Origin of the sequence: Thiomonas bhubaneswarensis (genome assembly GCF_001418255.1) — a bacterium.
GTDB lineage: Bacteria > Pseudomonadota > Gammaproteobacteria > Burkholderiales > Burkholderiaceae_C > Thiomonas > Thiomonas bhubaneswarensis.
This window is the reverse complement of sequence record NZ_LIPV01000007.1, coordinates 189,752-214,138: the sequence shown is the minus strand read 5'-3', so window position 1 is coordinate 214,138 and position 24,387 is coordinate 189,752. Positions and strand designations below refer to the sequence as shown.

The following is a 24,387-nucleotide window of genomic DNA, read 5'->3' as shown; positions in this document are numbered from 1 at the left end:
TGGCCACGCTCGAATGGGTGGCATGGTTCAACCACCACCGGCTGCTCGAGCCCATCGGCTACATCCTGCCAGCCGAGGCCGAGGCCAACTACTGGCGAGGCCAAGACCAGACCGTGCCCGCCATCACGGCTGCCCACGCGACAGCGCAACAGGAGGATTGAGCCATGGAACATGGCCCAACCAGGGGGCGCCTCCGGCGGCCCCTGCGGGGGGGCTGAATGAGAGAGAATCTGAAAACCAACCATCCGCTTGACTGTCAGGCCAACACGGCCCGACTCAAGCCAACAAGCCTCCTCGAAACCCGGTGCGGTTCAGTCAAGAAAACTTGGGGCGGCCCTGCGTTTTCTTGAGAGAATGTCGTCATTCGTTGGCAAATGGGTCATGGAACCAAGAGCTTGCTGATTGGGCCATGGTAAGAGAGTATTGATTTCAAGATGTCTTCCCCTGCGCGTATCCTGATGGTGGTGGATGGTCGCTACCCGGCCACCGGCGGCGCCGAAATGCAAGCTCGGCTGCTGAGCCGTTCGTTTGCTGCGGCGGGGCATCATGTGCGCGTGCTCGTGCCCCGCCTCGATCGCTCGTTGCCCACAGTCGATGACGTTGACGGGGTGCCCGTAGTTCGTCTGGGCTATCCGCGCATCAAGGGTGCAGGCGCTATCCTGCTCAACCTTCGCTTCGCTTTCTGGTTGCTGCGCCATCAGGGCGAATTCGACGCCGTCCACATCCACATGATGCATAACCTCGCTGGCGCCGCGGGTTGGATCAAACGCTGGCTGAAACCGACCGTGATCGTCAAGGTCTCCGGTGCGGCAGAGTTTCAGGGAGGTATCCTGGATCCCTCTCTGAGCGGCAATCTCGTACACCGAGTCTTGCGTGGAGGTGCTCAGCGTCTCGACGGCTATCAGTGCATCAGCCAAAGAACCGCCCAGATCATGGAGCAAGCGGGTTTTGAGAAGAGCCGCCTGTATTTATTGCCTAACGCCGTCGATCTGGCCCGATTTGCTCCACCGCCATCGAGAGATCAGTCCACATTGCGCGCCGTCTTCGTTGGGCGCCATGTTCCGGTGAAGGGCCTGAATGTGCTGCTGGCGGCCTGGGCTAAGGCAGCGCTGCCCGCTGGCGCACAATTGACCGTGGCCGGCGACGGCCCAGAGAGGAACCGATTGGTGGCGCTGGCGAATCAACTGGGTATTGCCCAAAGCGTGGCTTTCCCCGGGCTGGTGCATGACGTGCCGACACTGCTGCGCGCCCACAATCTGTATGTCCAGGCCTCGCACCAGGAGGGATTGCCCAATGCGGTGCTGGAGGCCATGGCCAATGGTTTGCCCACAATCGCCACGCGCATCAGTGGGCACGAGGACGTCGTTACCGATGGCGTCACGGGCCTGCTGGTTCCGGCCAATCAGGTCGATGCGCTTGAGCAGGCTTTGTCAAAACTCGCAGGCGAGCCCGATGCCAGACAGACCATGGGGGCTGCTGCGAGGCATTTTGTCGAACAGAAATATTCCACGGAGTCCGTCATGGAGTCGCTTCTCGCGGTTTACCGTCGAGATAGTGCTTCGATTCCTCAGCATCCGGGCCTGAATATCCATGCAAGTCAGTAAACAAGCCGTGATTGCCACTAAATCGGAGAAACGAGGCGTTCTGGCTCGTTTGTTTCAGCACACATCGAATTATTCGATTGGCAGTGTGCTCGTGATGCTGGCTAGCATCATTTCTTTTCCGATTCTGACGCGTATTTTCACGGTGGCCGAATACGGCACCATGGCCCTGGTGACTTCGACGATTCTGTTTCTGGTCGGCGTGGGCAAGTTGGGTTTGCAGCATTCCGTCGTGCGTTATTACAGTGAAGTCGAGGCGGGAACGCGGTCGAACACGATCAAACAATTTTTTTCGACCGTTCTGTTCGGAATGATTGCGGTGGGACTGGTCGTAACCCTGCTGAGTATCGTAGGTGTGTACTTAACGCCCACTGCATGGCTGGCCAATGAGCAAACAAAATATCTCATTGTCTTGGCGTCGCCGCTCATATTCATTCGGGTTGTGGATAGTGCCATGTATAATCTTTTGCGGGCACAGCAAAAGAGTGGCATTTACAGCGCCTATTTTACAGTCAGAAAATACCTGGGTCTTGCACTCATTTTTTTCGTGCTGTTTTACGTCTCGCGCACGCTTGAAGGATTCTTTCTGTCGTCCATGGCGGGCGAGCTGATCGCCGTATCGGTGATCATTTTTTATTACGCTCGCCAGCGCGTCTTTGCAGTTGGCGAATTCAGCAAGCCGCTGTTCATATCCATGCTTGTTTTTGGCTTGCCGCTGCTGGCGAGCGAGCTTTCCATGCTTCTTTTGAACATGAGTGGACGCTATATCATCAACTACAAGCTGGGGCCGGAACCTCTGGGTGCGTTTTCGGCGGCCTTCAATTTCAGTGATTATTTGCAAGGAGTACTTACGGCATCTTTTGCTCAGGCTGTCGTGCCGATGTATTTCAGAATGTGGGAGCAGCAGGGCCGTGAAAAAACTGTGGCCTTCATTCAACAGGCTCTCAAATACTACATTGCGCTCGCGTTGCCTGTCTTGGGAGGCATGGCTGCCGTGGGGCCCGAGCTGCTCAGGTTGCTGGCGTCATCCAAATATGAAGTCAGCGCTTCGCTGATTGTTTTCATCGTTGCCGGCATGCTGATTTCCGGCGGTACGCCGATTTTCAGCGCGGGCATCTACATCAACAAGCTGACCAAGGTTGTGATGTATTCGGTTTTGACCGCAGCAGCCGTTAACATTGGTCTGACACTCGTTCTGGTCGGGCCATACGGTATCGAAGGCGCGGCCTTTGCGGCGCTTGTGAGCTATCTGGTTTATACCGTACTGGCGGCGTATTATGGCCGTAAGGTTGTCAAGATCACCATCCCATGGGTAGATTTGACGAAGTTCGGAATCTTTACATTGATCATGTATGCAGTGGTGATCAGGGTGAGCCCTGCCGACCTTGTAGTGAGGATTTTCTCGCAGATGGCAGTAGGAGCCTTGATTTACGGTATTTTGATTTCGATTTTCGATAAGGAAATTCGAGGTCTGTTGCAGAAGGGCCTTGCCAAGCTGCGAGGAGCCGACTGAGCCCGCGTGGCGGCAGTGAGGTTGAATACAATCGGGCTCCTTTGATTCTGAGTTGGTGACTTGCTCCCTTTCGGCACCTTCTATGAATGGTGCGCGGGCTGAGCGGCGTTCCTTTTCGACCTCATCCTGCTTGGGGGCTCCTTTGCGTCGGCGCGCCGAGTGCAGCCCAATCGATCTTTTGCTCCCGTATGCCGTTTGCACTATCTGTGGCGCCCATGCTCGATTGGACGGATCGACATTGCCGCTTCTTTCACCGTCTGATCACACAAGAGACCCTTCTCTACACCGAAATGGTGACGACGGGGGCCTTGCTCTTCGGCGATGTGCCGCGCCACCTCGATTTCGACGCTCAGGAACATCCCGTTGCGCTTCAGTTAGGCGGGAGTGAGCCCGCCGACCTGGCTAGGTGCGCCAGGCTGGCGCTGGAATGGGGCTACGACGAGGTCAATCTGAATTGCGGATGCCCGAGTCCGCGCGTGCAGCGCGGTGCTTTCGGTGCCTGTCTGATGGCCGAGCCGACCCTGGTGCGGGATGCCGTGGCGGCCATGCGGGATGTGGTGTCGGGCGCCATCCCCATCACCGTGAAACACCGTATCGGCATAGACCACGAGGATAGTTACGGCTTCGTGCGCGATTTCGTCGGAACCGTGGCCGAAGGCGGCTGCAGAACTTTCATCGTTCATGCACGCGCGGCGTGGTTGGACGGCCTGAGTCCGAAGGAGAACCGGGATGTTCCGCCGTTGCGACCTGAGTTCGTCTCGCAGCTTCGGGCCGACTTTCCCGAACTGTCGTTCGTCTTGAACGGCGGCATCAAGACCGATGAGCAACTGCGAGAGTGGTTACCTCGGGTGGACGGCGTCATGGTGGGGCGCACCGCCTATCAAGACCCCTGGAGCATGGCGCACTGGGATCGTGATTATCTGGGGCAGTCACAGCGCGCCCTGCCTGAGCGCGAAGCCGTCGAAGACAGCATGGCCCGTTATATCGCCGAGTGGAAGGGCAAGGGTCTGCACCCGCAGGCCATCACCCGGCACATGCTCAATCTGTGGAAGGGACAGCCCGGAGGGCGCCGATGGCGGCAGGTCTTGAGCGATGCCAGGCTGCTGGCAAGCCTCTCGGTCGCTGAGTTGTTTGCCACCGCGCGTCGGGCTCGGCTTTCGGCCGAAATCGACGAGCACGCCTCCGAAGATCAGCCGCTGACGACATCGGCCTGCGTCTGAGCAGCAGGCGGCGACGAAGCCTGAGCTGGGCCGTACGCCGCTGCAATCACCTGTTCGGCAGCGCGATCAAACGCTAGCGCGTCGATGCCTTGCAAACGGACCACGGGTGCCGCAGGAAAATGTTCGAAGTTGTTGGACATCGACCTGAGATAGCTCGGGTCGTAGTGGTGCCGCAGGATGTCGGTTGTGAATGTGGCGAGATCGCCCTGATCGATCTGCTCCTGCCAGCGCGATATCGTCTCTGCACCTCGCAAGGCGCGCAGACTGGCCAGACGTTCGAGCAATAAGGGCGGGTCGAGGGAAAGCCTGGCGTAATCGGCCAGCAGCAACTCGACTCGCAGGGGCGTGTCGAGTTCCAGATGAATGCACCTTCCCTGGCGCATCCGCGTCATCAGCACATCGGGGACATGGAGCGAGCCGATTTTCTTGCTTTCCGCTTCCACAAACACCGGACGCCGAGGGTCGAAGCTGCTCAGCGCAGCCCAGATACCGGTTTCGAACAGCTTCTGCGACGGTTGTGTCTGGCCAGGCTCCAGCCCGAGTACCGAGCCTCGGTGCCGAGCCAGCGCTTCGAGATCGAGTACCTGCTCACCCGCGGCCTGCAAGGCCTGCAGCAAGCGGCTCTTGCCGCTGCCCGTTCGACCGCAGATGACGTGAAATGGCAATTGCCCGGGAAGTCGCTCCAGATCGGCGCGAAGGTCTCTGCGCAAAGCGCGATAACCGCCTTGCACCAGGACCACCGAAAAGCCGATGCGCGCCAGAATGTGGGCCATCGCGCCCGAGCGGTTGCCGCCTCGCCAGCAATAGATGAGCGGCGCCCACGACTTCGGCAAGTCTTGCGCATGTGCTTCGATGTGGTTGGCGATGTTGCGCGCAATCAGCGCCGCGCCGCGCTTGTTGGCCATGAAGGGATCGACCTGGGTGTACAACGTGCCAACCTCGGCACGTTCGGCGTCGTCGAGGACGGGCCAGCTCAGAGCGCCGGGCATGTGATCGAGTGCGAACTCCGATGGGCTGCGGACATCGATCACGGCGCTGAAGGTGGACAGCTTCTGCAGCGCCTCGGCAGCGTCGATGACGCGAGGGTTCATGGCGCGCGCTTCTCGGCAGACCGAGCAAGAAGAGGTTTGAGATGGGGCCAGACCGTATCGAGCATGGTGGGTTGCGCTTGCGCGGTGGGGTGGATGTTGTCGGACTGAAACCAGTCAGGGTGCGAGACGACGCCCGACAACAAGAACGGCACGAGTGCCGCATGCGTCGATAGTGCAACGGCGGGAAAGAGGGCCGCGAAACGCTCGGTGTAGGCCGCGCCGTAGTTGGGCGGGATCTGCATGCCGATCAACAGAACCGCTGCGCCAGCCTTCTTGCAGAGGGTGACCATCTTGGTGAGGTTGTTCTTGGTCTGCTGCAGCGACAGCCCGCGCAGGGCGTCGTTGCCGCCCAGTTCGATGATCACCACGGCCGGCTTGTCGCGCGCCAGAAGCGCGGGCAGGCGCGCGAGGCCGCCTGCCGTCGTGTCGCCGCTGACGCTGGCGTTGATCACGTTCCAGCGCGGCCGACCTGCGTCAAGCCGCTGGCGCAACAGGTCTACCCAGCCTTTGCCCGTTTCAAGGCCATAACCTGCGGACAGGCTGTCTCCGACCACCAGCAGGGCAGGGCGGCCGGGGGACGCCGCCTGCGCATAAGCGGCGAAACCCAGGCAGGCGGCCAGCGCCAAGACCTTGCGCCGCGACAACGAGAGCGGGCTTCCTACAATCGGCTGCATTCCATCTTTCCTACAAGGCTTCCATGACGGTCGATGTGATTGTCGCGCAAGATCTGGGCAAGACCGTTGATGATGTCGGCGACGCTCTGACCATTCTGCATTCGGTACAACTGCGGGTTCCTGCTGGGCAAAGTGTGGCCATCACGGGCGCCTCGGGCTCGGGCAAGTCCACGCTCCTGGCTCTGCTCGCCGGCATGGACCGGCCCAGCACCGGACAGGTGAGGATCGATGGCGTCGATCTCGACAGTCTCGACGAAAACGGCCGGGCCGACCTGCGTGCGCAGAAGATCGGCTTTGTGTTCCAGAATTTTCAGCTCATCGACCACTACACCGCGCTGGAGAACGTGGTGCTGCCCCTGGAGATTGCCGGACGTTCGCAGGGCGCAGTGGACGCGGCAACGGCTCTGCTGCATGCGGTCGGACTGGGGCAGCGCATGCATCATCGGCCGACCTTGCTCTCGGGTGGGGAGCAGCAGCGCGTGGCCCTGGCCCGTGCTTTCGTCGGTCGGCCCAAGCTGGTTCTTGCCGATGAGCCGACGGGCAACCTCGATGCCGTGACGGGCCAGCGCATTATGGATCTGATGTTTAGCCTGCGTGCTGAAGCCGGGGCAACGCTGGTGCTGGTCACGCACGACCCGGCTCTGGCCGCGCGCTGTGATCGGGTCTGTCTGCTGCAGGCGGGGCATCTAATCGAACAACCACAGGCGGTGCTGGCATGAAGCCGCTCTATGGTTTTCATGCCGTCGGCGCGCGGCTGCGCGCGGCGCCCGGATCGGTGCACGCGGTGTACGTCGATGCCAGCCGCCGCGATGCGCGCATGCAGCAGTTTCTGCGCAAGGTCGAGGCGTCGGGCGTGACGCTCAAGACCCTCAGCGCCGAGCGTCTGGACGCCCTGGCCGGCACCGATCGTCATCAGGGCGTGGTGGCGCAGGTGGATGACCTGCCGAGCAAGCACGATATGCACGCCGTGCTCGATGCGGTGCAAGGGCCGCCGCTGGTTCTGGCGCTCGACGGCGTGACCGATCCGCACAACCTCGGCGCCATGCTGCGCACCGCCGATGCGGCTGGCGTGCACCTCGTCATCGCGCCCAAGGACCGTGCGGTTGGGATCAATCCCACGGTGGCACGGGTCGCCAGCGGCGCGGCCGAAACCGTGCCTTACCTGATGGTGACCAACCTGGTTCGAAGCCTGGGTGAGTTGCAGGATCGTGGCCTGTGGGTCATGGGTACCGACGAAACGGGCACCGATGAAGTGTTTGCCGCCAACTGGAAGCAGCCGGCGGTGCTCGTGATGGGGGCCGAAGGCTCGGGCATGCGGCGCCTGGTGCGAGAGACCTGCGATCAATTGCTGCAGATTCCCATGCTGGGCGCGGTCGAGAGCCTCAATGTTTCGGTCGCTGCCGGCGTTTGCCTTTACGAGGCCGTGCGCCAGCGACGTCTTTGAAGGGCAACCTCGGTCAGCGCCCTTCGCCTGCGCGCTCCAGCCTGTGGTGCATGCGCTGCAAGCCCAGCCAGACGAGCAGCGCGATGACGGGAATGGACACACCCTCGGCCAGTTTGGGCTTGATATGCAGCCACGGTTCGGCGGCTTCGAACAGATGGCCCACCAGCGAGGCCATGTAATACGTGATGGCCGCAACGGACAGGCCCTCTACCGTCTGTTGCAGCCGAAGCTGCAGATACTGCCTGCGGTTCATCGAAGCGAGTAGGCCGCGATTCTGCTGCTGCATGGCCACTTCCACGCGCGTTCTTAGCAGGTTGCTGCAACGCGACACCCGCTCGGACAAGGCTTGTTGCCGCCGCGCCGCCCAGGCGCAGGTCTGCATCGCCGGGGCCAGACGGCGTTCGAGGAACTGCCCGATGGTCTGCAGGCCGAAAATCTGCTTTTCGTGCAACTCCCCGACGCGACGGTTGACCAGGTCGTAGTAGGCGTTCGCCGCAGTGAACCGTCCATGTGAGGCGGCATAAAGGCCTTCCACGCTCGACGCCAGTTGGGTCAGTCGGTCGAGGGTGCGGTGATCGCGCTGCGGGTCGGCGTCGTCGTTGCGGCCGATCGCGTCCATGATGCTCACCAGATCCTGTTCGTACTGATTGAGTTGAGGCGTGAGCTGCCGTGCCACCGGCAGGGTCAACAAGGACAGCATGCGATAGGTCTCGATTTCGAGCAGGCGCTGCACCAGACGCCCGCGGCGGCGCTCGGACATGGATTTGCTCAGCACGATGAACCGGGTGAAGCCATCCGGGGCCATGCGCAGATCGGTGAACACCTGGGCGTTGCCGTCGGCCACATCCGATCCGACCAGGGCATCGATGTCCAGTACCGCCGAGAAATCAGGAACCGCGTCGCAGGCGATTTCGCCTTCGGGCATGACGGCAACATGATTCGCACAGAGTCTCTGCCCCGGAATCCGCGCGCGCCACTCGGCGGAAATGCGGTCGCACGCGCAGCGATCAAACATCGGATCTTCCGCGCCGAGCTGTTCATGGGTGATGAAGGTGTAGCTGACGAACTCACCGTGGCGCTCCCACCTCAAGCGCACCGGCCCGATCTGTTCGGTGTGGAACATGCTTGCGGGCGAAGGTTGTGGCAGGTGCAGATTGCCGAGCAGCTCGCACAGGTGTTCGAAAGCCAGCTGCGACTCGGCCGGATCGACCAGCATGACCAGATGACTGACCTGCGCAGGTGCGCCAACCCGTTCGAAGGGGCGGGCATGGATCTCATTGTGAAGCTGCTGACGCAGAGGATGTTCGAGCATGAAGGGAGAAGATTGGGGTTGATTCGAGCAGCGGCGCGATGGCCGAGATGTCGCGAAGCTGCTATGATGTTCAGGTTTTGTGCAGCGCAGAATGTCTTCGCCTCGTTTTGCAGCCTTGAGTCGTGAGACGTGGCTGTCGTGGCGTAGGTCAGCGCAGGCACGAAACACGTTCGATGGTACCGAAGTCGTGCGCGGCGATGCGTGCGAAGGTGCCAACTCGCAAACCGGCTCAACCAGGTGTTGGCCGCCGTCAAGTTGCTCAAGGCGACTTGGCGACGTGCTGATCGGGGCCGGATTTCAGACCCAACTTGGATTGGAAACAACATGTCAGTATCGATGCGTCAAATGCTGGAAGCCGGGGTGCACTTCGGTCACCAAACCCGCTTCTGGAACCCCAAGATGGCCCCGTTCATTTACGGCCATCGCAACAAGATCCACATCGTCAACCTCGAAAAGACGTTGCCGATGTACCTGGATGCCCTCAAGTTCGCGCGCCAGCTCGCTGCGCGCCGTGGCACCATTCTGTTCGTCGGCACCAAGCGCCAGGCCGGCGAAATCGTGCGCGAACAGGCCGAGCGTTGCGGCATGCCTTATGTCGACCAGCGCTGGCTCGGCGGCATGCTGACCAACTTCAAGACGGTCAAGACTTCGATCAAGAAGCTCAAGGACATGCAGGCCCAGGCTGCCGAAGGCGTGCTCGAGCAGATGAGCAAAAAAGAAGCGCTGACCTTCCAGCGTGAAATGGAAAAGCTGGAAAAGTCCATCGGCGGCATCCAAGACATGGCGGCTCTGCCCGATGCGCTTTTTGTCATCGACGTGGGCTACCACAAGATCGCCATTTCCGAAGCGAAGACTCTGGGCATTCCGGTGATCGGCGTGGTCGACACCAACCACTCTCCGGTCGGCGTGACCCATGTCATTCCGGGCAATGACGACTCCGCCAAGGCCGTGACCTTGTACGCGCAAGGCATGGCCGATGCGATTCTGGAAGGTAAGAACGATGCGGTCAATGAGGTCGTTCAAGCCGTCGCCGAAGGCGAGGAAGAGTTCGTCGAGGTCCAGGAAGACTCCCCCGCCGCCTGAGATCCTCAGAATGACCTTGCGGCAACGGCCCGATTCACTGGCCTGATTCCGACCCGGGGCTGCGATGAACAGCCCCTTTTTTTCAACCGTATTTCTCGTATTCGACTTCAAGGAGTTCAACGATGGCTGCGATTACCGCAAGCATGGTGGCAGAACTGCGTGCCAAGACCGACGCCCCGATGATGGAGTGCAAAAAAGCGCTCACCGAGGCTGATGGCCAGATGGATCGTGCCGAAGAGATTCTTCGCGTCAAGCTGGGCAGCAAGGCCAGCAAGGCGGCGTCGCGCGTGACCGCCGAAGGCATTGTGACGGCCTACATCAACGGCACCACCGGTGCCCTGATCGAACTGAACTGCGAAACCGATTTCGTCGCCAAGAATGACGACTTCCTCGCGTTCGGCAAAGCCCTCGCCGAGTTGATCGCCGCCCAGAACCCCGCCGACGTGGCCGCGCTGTCCGCGCTGACGCTCGACGGCGAAACCATCGAAGACCGCCGCAGCAAGCTGATCGGCAAGATCGGCGAGAATATGACCATTCGCCGCTTCAAGCGCTTTGCAGGCGACCACAAGCTGGTGAGCTACCTGCACGGGACGCGCATCGGCGTGATGGTCGAGTTCTCCGGTGACGATGTCGCGGCCAAGGACGTGGCCATGCACATCGCCGCGATGAAGCCGGTGGCGCTGTCGTCGTCGCAGGTGCCTGCCGACCTGATCGAGAAGGAGCGCTCCATCGCGACGCAGAAGGCGGCCGAATCGGGCAAGCCCGCTGAAATCATCGGCAAGATGGTTGAGGGTTCGGTGCAGAAGTACCTCAAGGAGGTCTCGCTGTTCGATCAACCGTTCGTCAAGAACGACAAGCAGACGGTCGAGCAGATGCTCAAGGGCGCCAACACCACCGTCCATGCTTTCACCATGTACGTGGTCGGCGAGGGCATCGAAAAAAAGTCGGAGAATTTTGCGGAGGAAGTGGCGGCGCAGATGGCTGCAGCCAAGCAAGGCTGAACGCCGTCGCGAGACTGACCGGGGCCGACCGGCACCCGGCAGCCTGACCGCGGGTTCAGCGTCCTTTCGTTGTTTTCTCCAAGTCCAGCCTTCGCCGCTTCTCTGCTCTCCCAGGAGTCATCATGTCCGGATACAAACGTGTGCTGCTCAAACTCTCGGGTGAGGCCCTCATGGGGGATGATGCCTACGGCATCAACCGCGCCACCATCGAGGCCATGGTGCAAGACATTGCCGAAGTGGTGAACTCCGGCGTGCAACTGGCCATGGTCATCGGCGGGGGCAATATCTTCCGGGGCGTGGCCGGTGGCGCCGTGGGCATGGACCGCGCGACGGCAGACTACATGGGCATGCTGGCCACGGTCATGAATTCGCTCGCCTTGGGCGACGCCATGAAGAACGCCGGTCTGAACCCGCGGGTGATGTCGGCCATTGCCATCGATCAGGTGGTCGAGTCCTACGTGCGGCCCAAGGCGCTGCAATACCTGGAAGAAGGCAAGTCGGTGATCTTCGCCGGCGGCACCGGCAATCCGTTTTTCACCACCGACACCGCCGCCGCGCTGCGTGCCGCCGAGATCGGCGCCGAAGTGATGCTCAAGGCTACCAAGGTCGATGGCATCTATACCGCCGACCCGGCGAAAGACCCGACTGCCGAACGCTATGCCCGCATCAGCTTCGATGACGCCATCGCCCAGCGCCTGCAGGTGATGGACGCGACCGCCTTCGCCCTTTGCCGCGAGCAGAAAATGCCCATCCGCGTGTTCAGCATCTTCAAGCCGGGAGCGCTGATGCGCGTGGTTCAGGGCGAAGACGAGGGCACCGACGTCTTCGTCTGAGTACCATCGCAGTCGTTGAGACCCGCGCCGCTTTCCGCGCAGCGGGTTTTGTTTTTTCCCGATCAGTTTGTGGAGTGCAACATGGGAATCGCAGAGATCAAGAAGACCACCGAAGAAAAAATGCACAAGTCGATCGAGTCGTTGAAGCTCGATCTGGCCAAGGTTCGCACCGGACGCGCACATACCGGCCTGCTCGACCATGTGATGGTGGACTACTACGGCACGATGATGGCGATCAATCAGGTGGCCAACATGAACCTGGTCGATGCCCGCACCATCAGCGTGCAGCCTTGGGAAAAGAAGATGGTGCAGGCGGTCGAGAAGGCCATCCGCGAGTCCGATCTGGGGCTCAATCCCCAGACCCAGGGCGACATCATTCGTGTGCCCATGCCTGCGTTGACCGAAGAGCGCCGTCGTGATCTGGTCAAGGTCATCAAGCAGGAGGGTGAAGGCGCCAAGGTGGCTGTACGCAATCTGCGCCGGGATGCGAACCAAAGCCTCAAGGATCTGGTCAAAGCCAAGGAAATCTCCGAAGACGACGAGCGCCGGGCGCAGGACGAAGTGCAGAAGATCACCGATCGCTGCATCGCCGATATCGACAAGCAGCTGGCGCAGAAGGAAGCGGAGATCATGGCTGTCTGAGATGACGCCATGACAAGAAGCATCGCTCACCGCTGCCAAACGTGAAGCTACTCACCTCGACGGCATGACCAAGAAACCCGCAGCCAAACGCGACCCCGCAACGCTGCCCCAACATGTGGCGGTGGTGATGGACGGTAACGGGCGCTGGGCACAGCGTCGTTTTCTGCCGCGGTCGTCCGGGCACAAGTTCGGCGTGGATGCGCTGAAGAAAATCGTTCGTCACTGCGCCGAGATCGGCGTGGCGCACCTCACGGTGTTTGCGTTTTCATCCGAGAATTGGACGCGTCCGGCCGAGGAAGTGCAGACCTTGATGGACCTGTTCGTCAAGGCGCTGCAAAAGGAGTCGCCGGAGCTGGCGCGTCAGGGCGTGCGCTTGCATGTGGTGGGCGATCTTTCGGCTTTTTCCGCCGAGATGCGAGCCTTGATCGACCAGGCCGAAGCCCTGACGGCCGAGAACCGCAAGCTCGTTCTCAATGTCGCGCTGAACTACGGCGGCCGGTGGGATATCTTGCAGGCGGCGCAAGCGGTATGGGCAACTCAGGATCAGCCCACCGCCGAGGCGCTGGCGCGGCACATGGCGCTGGCGCATTCCCCCGACCCCGATCTGCTGATTCGCACCGGCGGCGAGCATCGCATCAGCAATTTCCTGCTCTGGCAACTGGCCTACACCGAGCTGTATTTCACTGACGTGCTCTGGCCCGATTTTGGTCCCGACGCGTTCGATCTCGCCCTGGCCGACTATGCCAGCCGCCAGCGCCGCTTCGGTGGCGTTCCAGAGCCCAAATCGCCCGCGGCCGCATGAAGCGGCTGCGCCCAGCGTCATGTTGCGACAGCGCGTTCTGACCGCTCTGGTGTTGGTGGCGCTGCTGCTGCCGACCCTGTTTCTGCAAAGTCCGCTGCCCTTTGCGCTTCTTGCACTGATCTTCTGCGCGGTCGGCATGGGGGAGTGGGCGCGTCTGGCGGGGTTCCAAGGGCGCTTCTCGCTTTTGCTGTGGACGCTGGCCTGGGTGGTCTGCTCCGCCGTCCTGCTCTGGCTGATGCAAATGCGCGGGTGGCAGATCACTGCGCAATGGGGTGGCTTCTGGGCGGTGTGCAGTCTGGCCTGGCTGGTGTTGCTGGGTTCGAGTCTGCCGCTGGCGCGTGTGCCTGCCGTATTGCGCGCGCCCATCGTGCTTGCTTTGCTGGGTTTTGCGCTGTTGCAGGCTGCGTGGCTCGCGCTGGTGGCTTTGCGCGTCGAGGGCTCGGTGTTCATGCTGTCCTTGCTGGCCCTGGTCTGGGTCGCGGACATCGCGGCCTATTTTGGTGGCAGAGCCTGGGGGCATGCCAAGCTGGCACCAGCCATCAGCCCTGGCAAGACCCGCGCGGGGGCATGGACGGCGCTGGTCGCAACCCTTTGCTACGCCGCGCTCTGCGCAGGCCTGACTGCGATTCATCCCAATTACTTCTCGCAGTTGAGTGCGCGATTCGGTTGGGCTGGATCGGCGACTCTGGTCGTCGTCCTGCTGATCTTCGCGATTGCAGGCGACTTGTTCGAATCGCTGCTCAAACGCGCGGCGGGCGTGAAGGACAGCGGGCGGCTGTTGCCCGGACACGGCGGCGTGCTCGACCGGATTGACGCGCTCCTTCCCGTTCTGCCGCTTGCGCTCTTGCTGCTGGCCCTATGAAGGCGGTCACCGTTCTCGGATCGACCGGGTCGATCGGCACCAACACCCTGGCCGTGCTCGCTCTCCACCGCGAGCAGTTCCGCGTGTTTGCCTTGGCCGCGCACCGCAACGCTGACAAGCTGTTCGAACAGTGCGTCGAATTTCGCCCGACCTACGCGGTACTCGCCAGCGCGGATGCGGCCATGCGCCTGCAGCATCGCCTGCGCGCAGCGGGCTGCCCCACCGAGGTGCTGAGCGGCCCCAGGGCGCTGGACGACGTGGCTGCCGCGAACGAAGTGGATCTGGTCATGGCCGCCATCGTGGGCGCGGCGGGTCTGTCGGCCAGTCTTGCCGCGGCACGGGCCGGCAAACGCCTGCTGCTAGCGAACAAAGAGTCGCTGGTCGTGGCGGGCGACCTGTTGTTGCAGGCCCTGGCGCAAGGTGGTGGCGATCTTATCCCCATCGACAGCGAGCACAGCGCGATTCAGCAGAGCCTGCCCGACGATCGCCGCCACTGGCCGACCGATGTGCGCAACATCGTGCTGACGGCTTCGGGCGGGCCGTTTCGTCGGCGCGAGGTAGCTTCACTGCGTGAGGCCACGCCGGAGGAAGCCTGCGCTCATCCGAACTGGAGTATGGGCGCGAAGATCTCGGTCGATTCCGCGACTATGATGAACAAGGCGCTTGAGGTCATCGAGGCGCACTACCTGTTCGGCATGCGTCCCGAACAAATCGAGGTGCTGATTCATCCGCAGAGCATCGTGCATTCGATGGTCAGCTATCACGACGGCTCGGTGATCGCGCAGCTCGGTCAGCCCGATATGCGCACGCCCATCGCCTACGGGCTGTCGTATCCCGCGCGCATCGCATCGGGCGCGCCCTGGCTCGACCTTGCCCGCGTGGGGCAGCTCGATTTCGAACAACCCGATCCGCAGCGCTTTCCGGGGCTAGCCCTTGCTTTCGAGGCCCTGCGCATGCCGGTGGGGGCATGCGCCGTGCTCAATGCCGCCAACGAAATCGCGGTGGAGGCTTTTCTTCAGCGGCGCATCCGATTCACCGATATTCACCGCATCAATGCGGAATTGCTCGCAAGCGCACAATGCACAGGCTGTAATTCACTCGAGGCCCTGCACCAACTCGACGCTCAGACGCGGCTTCGGGCGCAGCAGCATGTGGCGCAACTCGCTTGATCCGAGACCATGAACCTGCTCATCACCCTGCTGGCCTTCGCCTTCGCACTCGGCGTGCTCATCACCATCCATGAGTACGGGCATTACCGCGTCGCCGTGGCCTGCGGGGTCAAGGTGCTGCGGTTTTCCATCGGCTTCGGCAAGCCGCTTCTGCGCTGGACATGGGGCGCCGACAAGACCGAATTCACCCTGTCGTCGATTCCCCTGGGCGGCTACGTCAAGATGGTCGACGAACGTGAAGGCGAGGTGGCCGAGCGTGATCTGCCGCGAGCGTTCAACCGGCAGAGCCTGGCCAAGCGCGCGGCCATCGTCGCAGCCGGGCCTGCCGCCAATCTGCTTTTGGCCGTGGTGCTGTTCGCCGTGGTTGCGCTGGTGGGGGTTCGGGAGCCGGTCGCCGTATTGGGGGCGCCACCGGCCCAGTCGGCCGCGGCCATCGCGGGCGTGCGGGGAGGCGAGCGCGTCGTGGCCACCGTGCAAGGCGGCCAGCAGGAGGCGGTGCAAAGCTGGACCGGCCTGCGCTGGACTCTGCTGAATGCCGCCATGAACGGCGAGCGCATCGGTCTCGTCGTCGAGCCTGCCTCGGGCGGACCTCGGCACGACATCTCGCTGGATTTCTCTTCCAGCATGCAGGCAGCGGAAAGCGCCGGTTTTCTGCGCACCTACGGCTTGCATCTGCAGAGCCCGCCTGCCGAGATTCGCGAAGTCGTCAGCGGCGGCCCGGCGCAGCGCAGCGGTCTGCAGGCGGGCGACCGCGTCCTAGCGGTGGATGGCCGGACCATCACCACGGCCGACGCGTTGATGCAGGCCATCCAGGCCTCGGGGGGCAAGACCCTGGTGCTGGAAGTCCGGCGCGATGGCAGTGTGTTTCAGGCCCGGCTTCAACCCAAGGCAGTCGTCGTCGATGGCAAGTCCGTCTGGCGCATCGAGGCCATGCTGGGAGGCGAAGTGCCCATGGTGAAAATCGAGCGCAACCCGCTGCAGGCCATGCAGGACGGGGTGCAGCGCACCTGGGATCTTTCGGTTCTCACCCTGAAGACGCTGGGGCGCATGGTGGTCGGTCAGGCCTCGCTGCAGAACCTCAGCGGCCCGGTGACGATTGCCGATTACGCGGGCAAGAGCGCCGAGCTGGGGTGGGTGGCTTACCTGAGCTTTTTGGCCGTCGTCAGCGTGAGCCTGGGCGTGCTCAATCTGCTGCCTTTGCCCATTCTGGATGGAGGGCATCTCCTGTATTATGCGTATGAGGGGTTGACCCGCCGCAGCGTCTCGCAGCGCTGGCAGGAAAGGCTGCAGCAAGGCGGTCTCGTGGTCATCGCCATGATGATGGCCATTGCCCTCTACAACGATCTGGCACGCTTGCTCGGCCAGATGCACTAATCCAGCTCGAGGTCAATTTGAGGTTTTCTCCCGCACTTCGTTGTGCGACGGCGGTCGTGATCGCTGTTGCAGGCGTGCAAGCACACGCAGCTGACACTTTCACCATCAAGGACATCCGGGTCGACGGTCTGCAGAGAACCGAGCCGGGTACCGTATTCAGCTATCTGCCGTTCCGTGTCGGTGAGACCTATACGCCTGAGAGCGGGGCCGCTGCCATTCGCGCGCTGTTCGCCACGGGTCTGTTCAAGAACGTGCGCATCGAGACCAACGACGATGTGGTGACCATCATCGTCGAGGAGCGTCCGACCATCGCCGGTGTCGAATTCGCCGGCACCAAGGAATTCGACAAGAAGGCGCTGACCACGGCACTGGCCTCGGTCGGCCTTGCTGAGGCCCGTCCATACGACCAGGCGCTGATCGACCAGGCCGTGCAGGAGCTCAAGCAGCAATATCTCGCCAAGGGCTTTTACGGCACCGAGGTCAACGTCACGACCACGCCGTTGCCACGCAATCGGGTCAATGTGCTTTTCACCGTGGTCGAAGGGCAGATTGCGAAAATCCGCGCCATTCGCGTCGTCGGCAACAAGGTGTTCAGTGAGGGCACGCTGCTCGGCCTGTTCACCTTGAGCACCCCCGGCTGGCTGAGCTGGTACACCAAGGACGATCAGTATTCCAAGGCCAAGCTCAACACCGACCTGGAAACCCTGCGCTCGTATTACCAGGATCGGGGTTATCTCGACTTCCGCATCGATTCCACGCAGGTGGCCCTGTCGCCCAACAAGGACGGCATCTACATCACGGTCAATGTGCATGAGGGGCCGAAATTCACGGTTTCCAGCTACCAGCTCGCGGGCAATTATCTGGGCCAGGACAACGAGTTCCGCGCCCTGGTCAAGCTCAAGCCGGGCCAGACCTACAGCGCCCAGGCCCTGAACGACAGTGTCAAGGCCATGACCAATCAGTTCGGCGTCTATGGCTACGCCTTCGCCCGGGTGGAGGCCAAGCCGGTGATCGACCGCCAGACCGATCAGGTCGCCTTCACCATCACGGCCGATCCGGGCAAGCGCATCTATGTTCGCCGTATCGACATCGCGGGCAACACCCGTACGCGCGACGAAGTCATACGCCGCGAATTTCGGCAGTATGAAGATTCCTGGTACGACGCCGACCGCATCAAGCTCTCGCGCGATCGGGTGGACCGACTCGGCTATTTCAAGGACGTGACGCTGCAGCCGCGCGAAGTGCCGGGTACCAACGATCAGGTCGATCTCGACATGAACGTGCAGGAGAAGCCCACGGGCAGCCTGTCTCTGGGCGTGGGTTTTTCGAGCGCGGACAAGCTGTCGTTCAACGCCGGCATCAGCCAGGACAATATTTTCGGCAGCGGCAACAACCTCGCGGTCGATTTCAACACGTCGAGCTACTACCGCACGCTATCGGTGTCGAGCACGAATCCGTATTTCACCGAAGACGGCATCAGCCGCACGGTCAACGCCTATTACCGCACGATCCAGCCCTACACCAGTCAGGGCAGCAACTACAAGATCGTCACGCCGGGCTTCAACCTGCAGTTCGGCGTGCCGTTCACCGAGGTCGACCGGGTGTTCTTCGGCGTCGGTTTCGAGCGCTACACCCTCGATCTTGCCCCGGGCGCACCTGCGTCCTACATCGCCTATGTCAACCAGTTCGGCAAGACGTCCAGCGGCGTTCCGCTGACCATAGGCTGGCAGCGCGACAGCCGCAACAGCGCCCTGGTGCCGACCGACGGCCGCTATCAGCGGCTCAGCTTCGAGATCAGCCCGTTCAGCACCCTGCGCTATGACCGCGTGACCTATCAGTACCAGCAATATCTGCCACTTACGCGCACCACCAACCTCGCCTTCAACGGCCTGGTGGGCTACGCCCATGGCCTGAACGGCCGCCCGTTGCCGGTGTTCAAGAATCTGTATGCTGGCGGCATCGGTACCGTGCGCGGTTTCGAGCAAAGCTCGCTGGGCCCGCAGGATGCACAGGGCAACGCCTTGGGCGGCGCCAAGATGCTGATCGCCGATTTCGAGTACCAGTTCCCCTTCCCGGGTACCGGGGCCGACAAGTCATTGCGGATGTCGATTTTCAATGACAACGGCTATGTCTGGGGTGAGAACCAGAAAGTCAGTCTCAGCGATATGCGTTCGTCCGTCGGCATCGGGGTGTCCTGGATTTCGCCCATTGGTCCGTTGAAGTTCAGCGTGGCCAAGGCGGTTCGCTACAAGTCCACCGATAAACTCCAGCGCTTCCAGTTCACGGTGGGCGCCGGCTTCTAACCTCATTCGATTTCCATGAAATTCCACACCCTTTCTCGCACTCTTCTGGCTGCAGTTTGCGCTACGGCCTTTTTCGCTTGTTCGCCGGTGATGGCCCAGACGGCGGCATCACCGGCGGCGGGGGCTTCGACCAATGCGCCCATCAAGATCGGCTTCATCAACACCGAGCGGGTGTTGAAGGATTCGGCCCTGGCCAAGGCCGCGCAGCAAAAGCTGGAGTCCGAGTTCTCCAAGCGCGACAAGGAACTGCAGGACATGGCCGCCAAGATCAAGGCCGCCAATGACAACCTGGAGAAGAACGGTCCGGTGATGTCGGACGCCGATCGCATCAAGGCGCAACAGAACCTCGTGGACATGAACCGCGAATTCCAGCGCAAGCAGCGTGAGTTTTCCGAAGACCTCAACGCCCGTCGCAACGAGGCGCTGGCTTCGGTGCTCGACAAGGCCAACAAGGTTGTGCGCGACATTGCGCAGAAGGATCACTACGACATCATCTTCCAGGAAGCGGTGTACGTGAATCCGCGCATCGACATCACCGACAAGGTGCTCAAGGCACTGGATGCGCAGTCGGGCAAGTGAGCCTGTCGGTCATGTCGGCTCCCGGCGAAAGCATGGAAGGCCTGACGCTCGAGCAGATCGCGAATCGTCTCGGGGGTGAACTTGTCGGCAGCGGGCAGGTCGTCGTTCGGCGGCTTCGGCCCCTGGCCTCGGCAACGCGTGCAGACATCACCTTCCTGAACCGGGAGAAGCTGCGCCCGCTACTGGCCCAGACCGATGCCGCGGCGGTCATCCTGCCGGAGTCGCTGCGGGGGAGCTTGCCGAAATCGGGCAACGCCATCTTCACCGCAGATCCCTACCTGTACTACGCGCGACTGTCGCAGTGGTTCTGGGCCTTGGCCCAACCGGCTTTTGAACCCGGCTGTCATGTCACGGCGCAGATCGATCCTGCGGCCCGGGTTTCGCCGCAGGCCCGTGTCGATGCCTTCGCCGTCGTCGAGGCCGGGGCCGAGATTGCCGAGGGCGCGCACATAGGGGCGGGGTGCTTCGTCGGGCGCGACGCGGTCATCGGGCCTGGCACCGTGCTGCACCCACGCAGCAGCGTGGCATGGGGGTGCCGTCTGGGGGCGCGTTGCGTGCTGCAGTCTGGGGCCGTGGTCGGAAGCGATGGCTTTGGCTATGCGCGCGACGCCAGCGGTGCCGGCGTGAAAATCGCCCAGGTCGGTATCGCCGTGCTGGAAGACGATGTGGAAGTGGGCGCCAACAGCACCATCGACCGCGGCGCGCTCGACAACACCGAGATCGGCACAGGGGTGAAAATCGACAATCTGGTGCAGATCGCGCACAACGTGCGCATCGGTGCGCATACCGCGCTCGCCGGTTGCGTCGGCGTGTCGGGCAGTGCGGAGATCGGTGCCTATTGCTTCATCGGCGGCGGGGTCGGCATCGCGGGTCACCTGAGCATTGTGGACGGCGTGGTCATCGGCGGCATGTCGCTAGTCTCGCGTTCGGTGCGGCAGCCCGGCATGTATACCGGCGCATTTCCTTTGGATACCCATGCCAACTGGGAGCGCAACGCGGCGACGGTGAGGCAGTTGCATCAACTGCGAGACCGCGTTCGCCATCTTGAACAACACATTGAGTCCTTGAAATCAGAACCTTCGACATGACGACCACGCAAGACATCAGCCAGATTCTCGAACTGCTTCCGCATCGCTACCCCATGCTGCTGGTCGATCGCGTGGTCGAGCAGGTCAATGGCAAGTACATCAAGGCCTACAAGAACGTCACCATCAACGAGCCGTTCTTCACCGGCCATTTTCCGCAGAAGCCCATCATGCCCGGCGTGCTGATTCTCGAGGCGCTGGCGCAGGCCTCGGGCATTCTGGCCTTCGGGTCGGTGGGCAAGACGCCGGCGCAAGGCTCGCTGTACTACCTCGTGGGCATCGACAACGCGCGCTTCAAGCAACCGGTCGTTCCCGGCGATCAGCTTCACCTCTATGTGGAGATGACCCGCAACATGCGCGGCATCTACAAGTTCACGGCGGAAGCATCGGTCGAGGGGCGCGTGGTCGCCCAGGCCGAACTGATGTGCACCGAGCGCAGCGTGTCCTGAAGCCGACATGCCCAAGATTCACGCCACAGCCCAGGTCGATCCGGGCGCGGAACTTGCCGACGATGTCGAGATCGGCCCCTACGCGCTGATCGGCCCCAAGGTGCGCATCGGGCCCGGCACCCGGGTGGGCGCCCATGTCATCGTCGAGGGACGAACCCATATCGGTGCCGACAACCGGCTGCACCCATTCAGTGTGATCGGAGGCGAGCCTCAGGACAAGAAATACAAGGGCGAAGACACGGCGCTGGAGATCGGCGACCGCAATGTGATCCGCGAGTATTGCACCCTGCATGTGGGCACAGTGCAGGACGGAGGCGTCACCCGGGTCGGCAGCGACAACTGGATCATGGCCTACGTGCACATCGCGCACGACTGTCAGGTGGGCAACCACACCACCTTCGCCAACAATGCTCAACTGGCGGGTCACGTCCATGTCGGCGACTGGGCGGTGCTGGGCGGCTACACCGGCGCGCACCAGTTCGTGCGCATCGGCGCCCATGTGATGACCGGCATCAGCTCGGTCATCCTGCAGGACGTGCCGCCCTACACCCTGGTGGCAGGCAATCCCGCCGCTCCGCACGGCATCAATTCGGAAGGTCTGCGCCGCAGGGGGTTCACGCCCGATCAGATCACGGCGCTGCGCGCGGCGTATCGCTTCCTCTATCGTCAGGGCCTGACCCTGGAGCAGGCCCGAGCGGCCGTGTCCGATCTCATGGCTGCGCGGCCGCACGCCGCCGATGCGCTGGCCGTGATGCAGACCTTTCTGGCCGACACCGGTCGCGGCATCGTTCGTCCCTGATCGGGCGATGAAGGGCGATACATGGGCCTTTGTCGCCGGAGAGTCCTCCGGCGATCTCTTGGCCGGGCATGTGCTGCGGGCCCTGCACCATCGGGCGCCCCTGCTGCGTACCGTGGGCATAGGCGGCCCGCGCATGCAGGAGGCGGGCCTCGAAGCCTGGTGGCAGAGCGAGCGGCTCGCGGTGAATGGCTATGCCGACGTGCTGGCACGCCTGCCCGAGCTTTTGTGGATGCGCAGGCGCCTGCGCCAGCGCCTGCTGGCCGACCCGCCCGCAGTATTCGTCGGGGTGGACGCGCCTGATTTCAACCTGCAACTCGAGCGTCGCCTGCGGCAGGTCGGCATTCCCGTGGCGCATCTGGTCAGCCCCTCGATCTGGGCCTGGCGGCGCGAGCGCATCGACCTGATCCGCCAGGCGGTCGATCACATGCTCTGCGTCTTTCCCTTCGAGCCCGCGATTTATGCGGATACCGGCGTCAAGGCAACCTACATCGGCCACCCTCTGGCCGAGGTGATTCCGCTCGAACCCGACCGCGAGGCGGCCAGGCTTGCCCTCGGTCTTCCCGCGCATGGACAATGCCTCGCCGTGCTGCCGGGAAGCCGCAGGGCCGAGGTCAAGCACCTCATGGCGCCCTTCCTGGAGGCAGCGGCCCTGCTGGTGAAACGAGGCCTGATGTCGCAAGTGGTCGTGCCCATTGCGCATCCAGGGCTCAAGCCGATGGTGCAGCAGGCTGCGGCTCAGCATCCAGACTTGCCGCTGCACTTGGTCGATGGCCGGTCGCACCAGGTCATGGCGGCCTGCGATCTGGCCCTCGTCGCCAGCGGCACCGCGACGTTGGAATGCGCCTTGTTCAAGCGTCCGATGGTGATCGGTTATCGCCTGTCTGCGCTGTCATACCGGCTGATGTCGGGCCGCGGTTATCTGCCCGATGTCGGCTTGCCCAACATCCTCGCCGGCAAGCGCCTGGTGCCCGAGTTGCTGCAGCACGAATGCACGCCGCAGGCCCTGGCCGATGCGGCGGGCGATCTGCTCGAACAGCCGGCGATCCTGCGGCAACTGCAGGACAGGTTTCACGACATGCACCTGAGCCTGCGGCGCGATACCGCCTCGCTGGCCGCGCAGGCGCTTCTCGACATGGCGCGTCCATGAGTCAGACCGACTTGTTCGATGCGCAAGCGTCTGGCCAGGTCTCGATGGTCGCAGGCTGCGACGAAGTCGGCCGCGGGCCCTGGGCCGGGCCGGTGGTGGCCGCAGCCGTCGTGCTCGATCCGTCCCGGCCCATTGCCGGACTGGCCGACTCCAAAGCCTTGAGCCCACGCCGCCGCGCCGCGCTCGATGCCCAGATCCGGGAGCAAAGCCTGGGTTGGAGCATTGCCGAAAGCTCGGTCGAGGAGATCGACCGGCTCAACATCCTTCAGGCGACCATGCTGGCCATGCAGCGCGCCGTCGCGACATTGCCCTGTCGCATCGATCTGTTGCTGGTCGATGGCAACCGCACGCCCAGCGTGGCCATGCCCTGCCGTGCCATCGTCGGCGGCGATGCGGCGCACCCGGCGATCAGCGCGGCCTCCATCATCGCCAAGGTCTATCGCGACCGCCTCATGGCCGAACTGGGGCAGCAGTACCCCGGCTATGGTTTCGAGCAACACAGCGGCTATGGAACCGCGGTGCACCGTGCGGCTTTGCTTACACTGGGGCCCTGCGCGGCACATCGCCGCAGTTTTGCTCCCATCCGCCGTTTGTCGGCTCTCCCTCGTTGAAGGACGTCTTGTCGTGAAGCGCATTACCTCGGCTGAAAATACGCTGATCAAGACCCTGCGCAGTCTCTCGACCGAGCCCGGCGCGGTGCGCAAGCTCGGCCAGGTCTGGCTCGAAGGCATTCACCTCATCGAGGCGGCGCTGGCCGCAGGCCATGCCGCCGAGCCCTTGGTGACCACCGACACCGGCCTGCTCGACCCGGAAATCGCCGCCCTGGTCGAAAGGGTCGGCACCAACCAGACCGTCGTCTTGCATCAGGCGCTGTTCAACTGGATCACGGCGGTGGAGAACGGCCCACCGGTCGGCATGCTCATTGCCCGCCCCAAGTCCTCCAAGCCGCGTGCCGGCAGTGCGCTCATCCTCGACCGGGTGCAGGATGCCGGCAATGTGGGCACCATGCTGCGCAGCGCCGCCGCCGCCGGTTGTGGTGCGGTGTATCTGCTGCGGGGTTGCGCCGGCGTGTGGTCGCCGAAGGTTCTGCGCGCCGCGATGGGGGCGCATTTCGTCATTCCGGTCTTTGAGGATCCGCCCTGGGAGCAGGTGCTCAACATCGTACCGCGCCCGATCTACGCCACACACCTGCAGGCCGATACGCTGCTGTACGAGCTCGATCTGAAGCAGCCGGTCACCTGGATTTTCGGCAACGAAGGTCAGGGCATTTCCGACGCCCTGGTCGCCAAATGCTCCGCCCTGGTCCGTATTCCCCAGGCCGATGGCGTGGAGTCGCTCAACGTGGCGGCGTCTGCGGCCATCTGCCTTTTTGAGGGCGTGCGTCAGTCGCAGTTCAGTTAGTGC

At 62.6% G+C, this 24,387-nt stretch carries 24 protein-coding genes; 21 read left to right on the top strand and 3 right to left on the bottom strand.

Going from position 1 to position 24,387, the window contains the following annotated elements:
• The first annotated feature begins 434 nt into the window (after nucleotides 1-434).
• From ASC45_RS11030 to dusA, 3 genes are all read left to right on the top strand, one after another.
• Entirely contained in the window at nucleotides 435-1,604 is a 1,170-nt protein-coding gene (locus ASC45_RS11030; protein WP_055451082.1) for a glycosyltransferase family 4 protein, read from the top strand.
• Nucleotides 1,591-3,114, top strand: coding sequence for a lipopolysaccharide biosynthesis protein (locus ASC45_RS11025; protein ID WP_055451081.1), 1,524 nt, complete (start codon nucleotides 1,591-1,593; stop codon nucleotides 3,112-3,114). The genes ASC45_RS11030 and ASC45_RS11025 overlap by 14 nt, the downstream gene beginning before the upstream one ends.
• Nucleotides 3,115-3,302: 188 nt before the next feature.
• Nucleotides 3,303-4,334, top strand: coding sequence for a tRNA dihydrouridine(20/20a) synthase DusA (gene dusA / locus ASC45_RS11020; RefSeq protein ID WP_055451080.1), 1,032 nt, complete (start codon nucleotides 3,303-3,305; stop codon nucleotides 4,332-4,334).
• Here dusA and mnmH read toward each other — a convergent pair.
• Together mnmH and ASC45_RS11010 are read right to left on the bottom strand one after the other, a co-directional pair.
• Nucleotides 4,304-5,425: a tRNA 2-selenouridine(34) synthase MnmH gene (gene mnmH, locus ASC45_RS11015; protein ID WP_055451079.1), complete on the bottom strand. Its 1,122-nt coding sequence runs from the start codon at nucleotides 5,423-5,425 to the stop codon at nucleotides 4,304-4,306. The two genes, dusA and mnmH, sit on opposite strands and share 31 nt — an antisense overlap.
• Nucleotides 5,422-6,099 carry an arylesterase gene (locus ASC45_RS11010; RefSeq protein ID WP_072243043.1) on the bottom strand — a complete coding sequence of 226 codons (678 nt, stop codon included), beginning with the start codon at nucleotides 6,097-6,099 and terminating at the stop codon, nucleotides 5,422-5,424. Before ASC45_RS11010 ends, mnmH begins: the two co-directional genes overlap by 4 nt.
• Before the next feature lie 23 nt (nucleotides 6,100-6,122).
• Here ASC45_RS11010 and ASC45_RS11005 point away from each other — a divergent pair, with 23 nt between their 5' ends.
• Complete coding sequence (locus ASC45_RS11005; RefSeq protein ID WP_055451078.1) at nucleotides 6,123-6,818, top strand: ABC transporter ATP-binding protein; 696 nt, start codon at nucleotides 6,123-6,125, stop codon at nucleotides 6,816-6,818.
• On the top strand, nucleotides 6,815-7,543 hold the full coding sequence (rlmB, locus tag ASC45_RS11000) for a 23S rRNA (guanosine(2251)-2'-O)-methyltransferase RlmB (protein ID WP_055451077.1): 729 nt from the start codon (nucleotides 6,815-6,817) through the stop codon (nucleotides 7,541-7,543). Before ASC45_RS11005 ends, rlmB begins: the two co-directional genes overlap by 4 nt.
• A gap of 13 nt (nucleotides 7,544-7,556) precedes the next feature.
• On the opposite strand, the gene ASC45_RS10995 is transcribed toward rlmB, so the two are convergent.
• Nucleotides 7,557-8,855: a DUF3422 family protein gene (locus ASC45_RS10995; RefSeq protein ID WP_055451076.1), complete on the bottom strand. Its 1,299-nt coding sequence runs from the start codon at nucleotides 8,853-8,855 to the stop codon at nucleotides 7,557-7,559.
• A gap of 324 nt (nucleotides 8,856-9,179) precedes the next feature.
• Here ASC45_RS10995 and rpsB point away from each other — a divergent pair, with 324 nt between their 5' ends.
• The 16 genes from rpsB to ASC45_RS10915 all read left to right on the top strand — a co-directional run bounded on the left by rpsB (nucleotide 9,180) and on the right by ASC45_RS10915 (nucleotide 24,384).
• Nucleotides 9,180-9,938: a 30S ribosomal protein S2 gene (rpsB, locus tag ASC45_RS10990; protein WP_055451075.1), complete on the top strand. Its 759-nt coding sequence runs from the start codon at nucleotides 9,180-9,182 to the stop codon at nucleotides 9,936-9,938.
• 122 nt (nucleotides 9,939-10,060) lie between these two features.
• Entirely contained in the window at nucleotides 10,061-10,939 is an 879-nt protein-coding gene (gene tsf / locus ASC45_RS10985; RefSeq protein ID WP_055451074.1) for a translation elongation factor Ts, read from the top strand.
• Nucleotides 10,940-11,061: 122 nt separating this feature from the next.
• Entirely contained in the window at nucleotides 11,062-11,772 is a 711-nt protein-coding gene (gene pyrH, locus ASC45_RS10980; RefSeq protein WP_055451073.1) for a UMP kinase, read from the top strand.
• A gap of 81 nt (nucleotides 11,773-11,853) precedes the next feature.
• Entirely contained in the window at nucleotides 11,854-12,414 is a 561-nt protein-coding gene (gene frr, locus ASC45_RS10975) for a ribosome recycling factor (RefSeq protein WP_055451104.1), read from the top strand.
• 64 nt (nucleotides 12,415-12,478) lie between these two features.
• Entirely contained in the window at nucleotides 12,479-13,216 is a 738-nt protein-coding gene (gene uppS, locus ASC45_RS10970; protein WP_055451072.1) for a polyprenyl diphosphate synthase, read from the top strand.
• 19 nt (nucleotides 13,217-13,235) lie between these two features.
• Complete coding sequence (locus ASC45_RS10965) at nucleotides 13,236-14,078, top strand: phosphatidate cytidylyltransferase (protein ID WP_055451071.1); 843 nt, start codon at nucleotides 13,236-13,238, stop codon at nucleotides 14,076-14,078.
• Nucleotides 14,075-15,247, top strand: coding sequence for a 1-deoxy-D-xylulose-5-phosphate reductoisomerase (ispC, locus tag ASC45_RS10960; RefSeq protein ID WP_055451070.1), 1,173 nt, complete (start codon nucleotides 14,075-14,077; stop codon nucleotides 15,245-15,247). Before ASC45_RS10965 ends, ispC begins: the two co-directional genes overlap by 4 nt.
• Before the next feature lie 9 nt (nucleotides 15,248-15,256).
• Nucleotides 15,257-16,621 (top strand): RIP metalloprotease RseP, encoded by a 1,365-nt coding sequence (gene rseP, locus ASC45_RS10955; RefSeq protein ID WP_055451069.1) that lies wholly within the window; start codon nucleotides 15,257-15,259, stop codon nucleotides 16,619-16,621.
• Nucleotides 16,621-18,924 (top strand): outer membrane protein assembly factor BamA, encoded by a 2,304-nt coding sequence (gene bamA / locus ASC45_RS10950; protein WP_425427624.1) that lies wholly within the window; start codon nucleotides 16,621-16,623, stop codon nucleotides 18,922-18,924. Before rseP ends, bamA begins: the two co-directional genes overlap by 1 nt.
• Before the next feature lie 15 nt (nucleotides 18,925-18,939).
• The gene (locus tag ASC45_RS10945) at nucleotides 18,940-19,503 is read left to right on the top strand and encodes an OmpH/Skp family outer membrane protein (RefSeq protein ID WP_174514716.1); all 564 of its coding nucleotides are present in this window, start codon (nucleotides 18,940-18,942) and stop codon (nucleotides 19,501-19,503) included.
• Entirely contained in the window at nucleotides 19,500-20,591 is a 1,092-nt protein-coding gene (gene lpxD / locus ASC45_RS10940; protein ID WP_425427622.1) for a UDP-3-O-(3-hydroxymyristoyl)glucosamine N-acyltransferase, read from the top strand. The genes ASC45_RS10945 and lpxD overlap by 4 nt, the downstream gene beginning before the upstream one ends.
• The gene (gene fabZ / locus ASC45_RS10935) at nucleotides 20,588-21,037 is read left to right on the top strand and encodes a 3-hydroxyacyl-ACP dehydratase FabZ (protein WP_055451066.1); all 450 of its coding nucleotides are present in this window, start codon (nucleotides 20,588-20,590) and stop codon (nucleotides 21,035-21,037) included. Before lpxD ends, fabZ begins: the two co-directional genes overlap by 4 nt.
• 7 nt (nucleotides 21,038-21,044) lie before the next feature.
• Nucleotides 21,045-21,836, top strand: a complete 792-nt coding sequence (gene lpxA, locus ASC45_RS10930; protein ID WP_055451065.1) for an acyl-ACP--UDP-N-acetylglucosamine O-acyltransferase — start codon at nucleotides 21,045-21,047, stop codon at nucleotides 21,834-21,836.
• Nucleotides 21,837-21,843: 7 nt separating this feature from the next.
• The gene (gene lpxB / locus ASC45_RS10925; protein ID WP_055451064.1) at nucleotides 21,844-22,983 is read left to right on the top strand and encodes a lipid-A-disaccharide synthase; all 1,140 of its coding nucleotides are present in this window, start codon (nucleotides 21,844-21,846) and stop codon (nucleotides 22,981-22,983) included.
• Nucleotides 22,980-23,594, top strand: a complete 615-nt coding sequence (gene rnhB / locus ASC45_RS10920; protein WP_055451063.1) for a ribonuclease HII — start codon at nucleotides 22,980-22,982, stop codon at nucleotides 23,592-23,594. Before lpxB ends, rnhB begins: the two co-directional genes overlap by 4 nt.
• A gap of 13 nt (nucleotides 23,595-23,607) precedes the next feature.
• On the top strand, nucleotides 23,608-24,384 hold the full coding sequence (locus tag ASC45_RS10915) for a TrmH family RNA methyltransferase (protein WP_055451062.1): 777 nt from the start codon (nucleotides 23,608-23,610) through the stop codon (nucleotides 24,382-24,384).
• The last annotated feature ends 3 nt before the right edge of the window (nucleotides 24,385-24,387 follow it).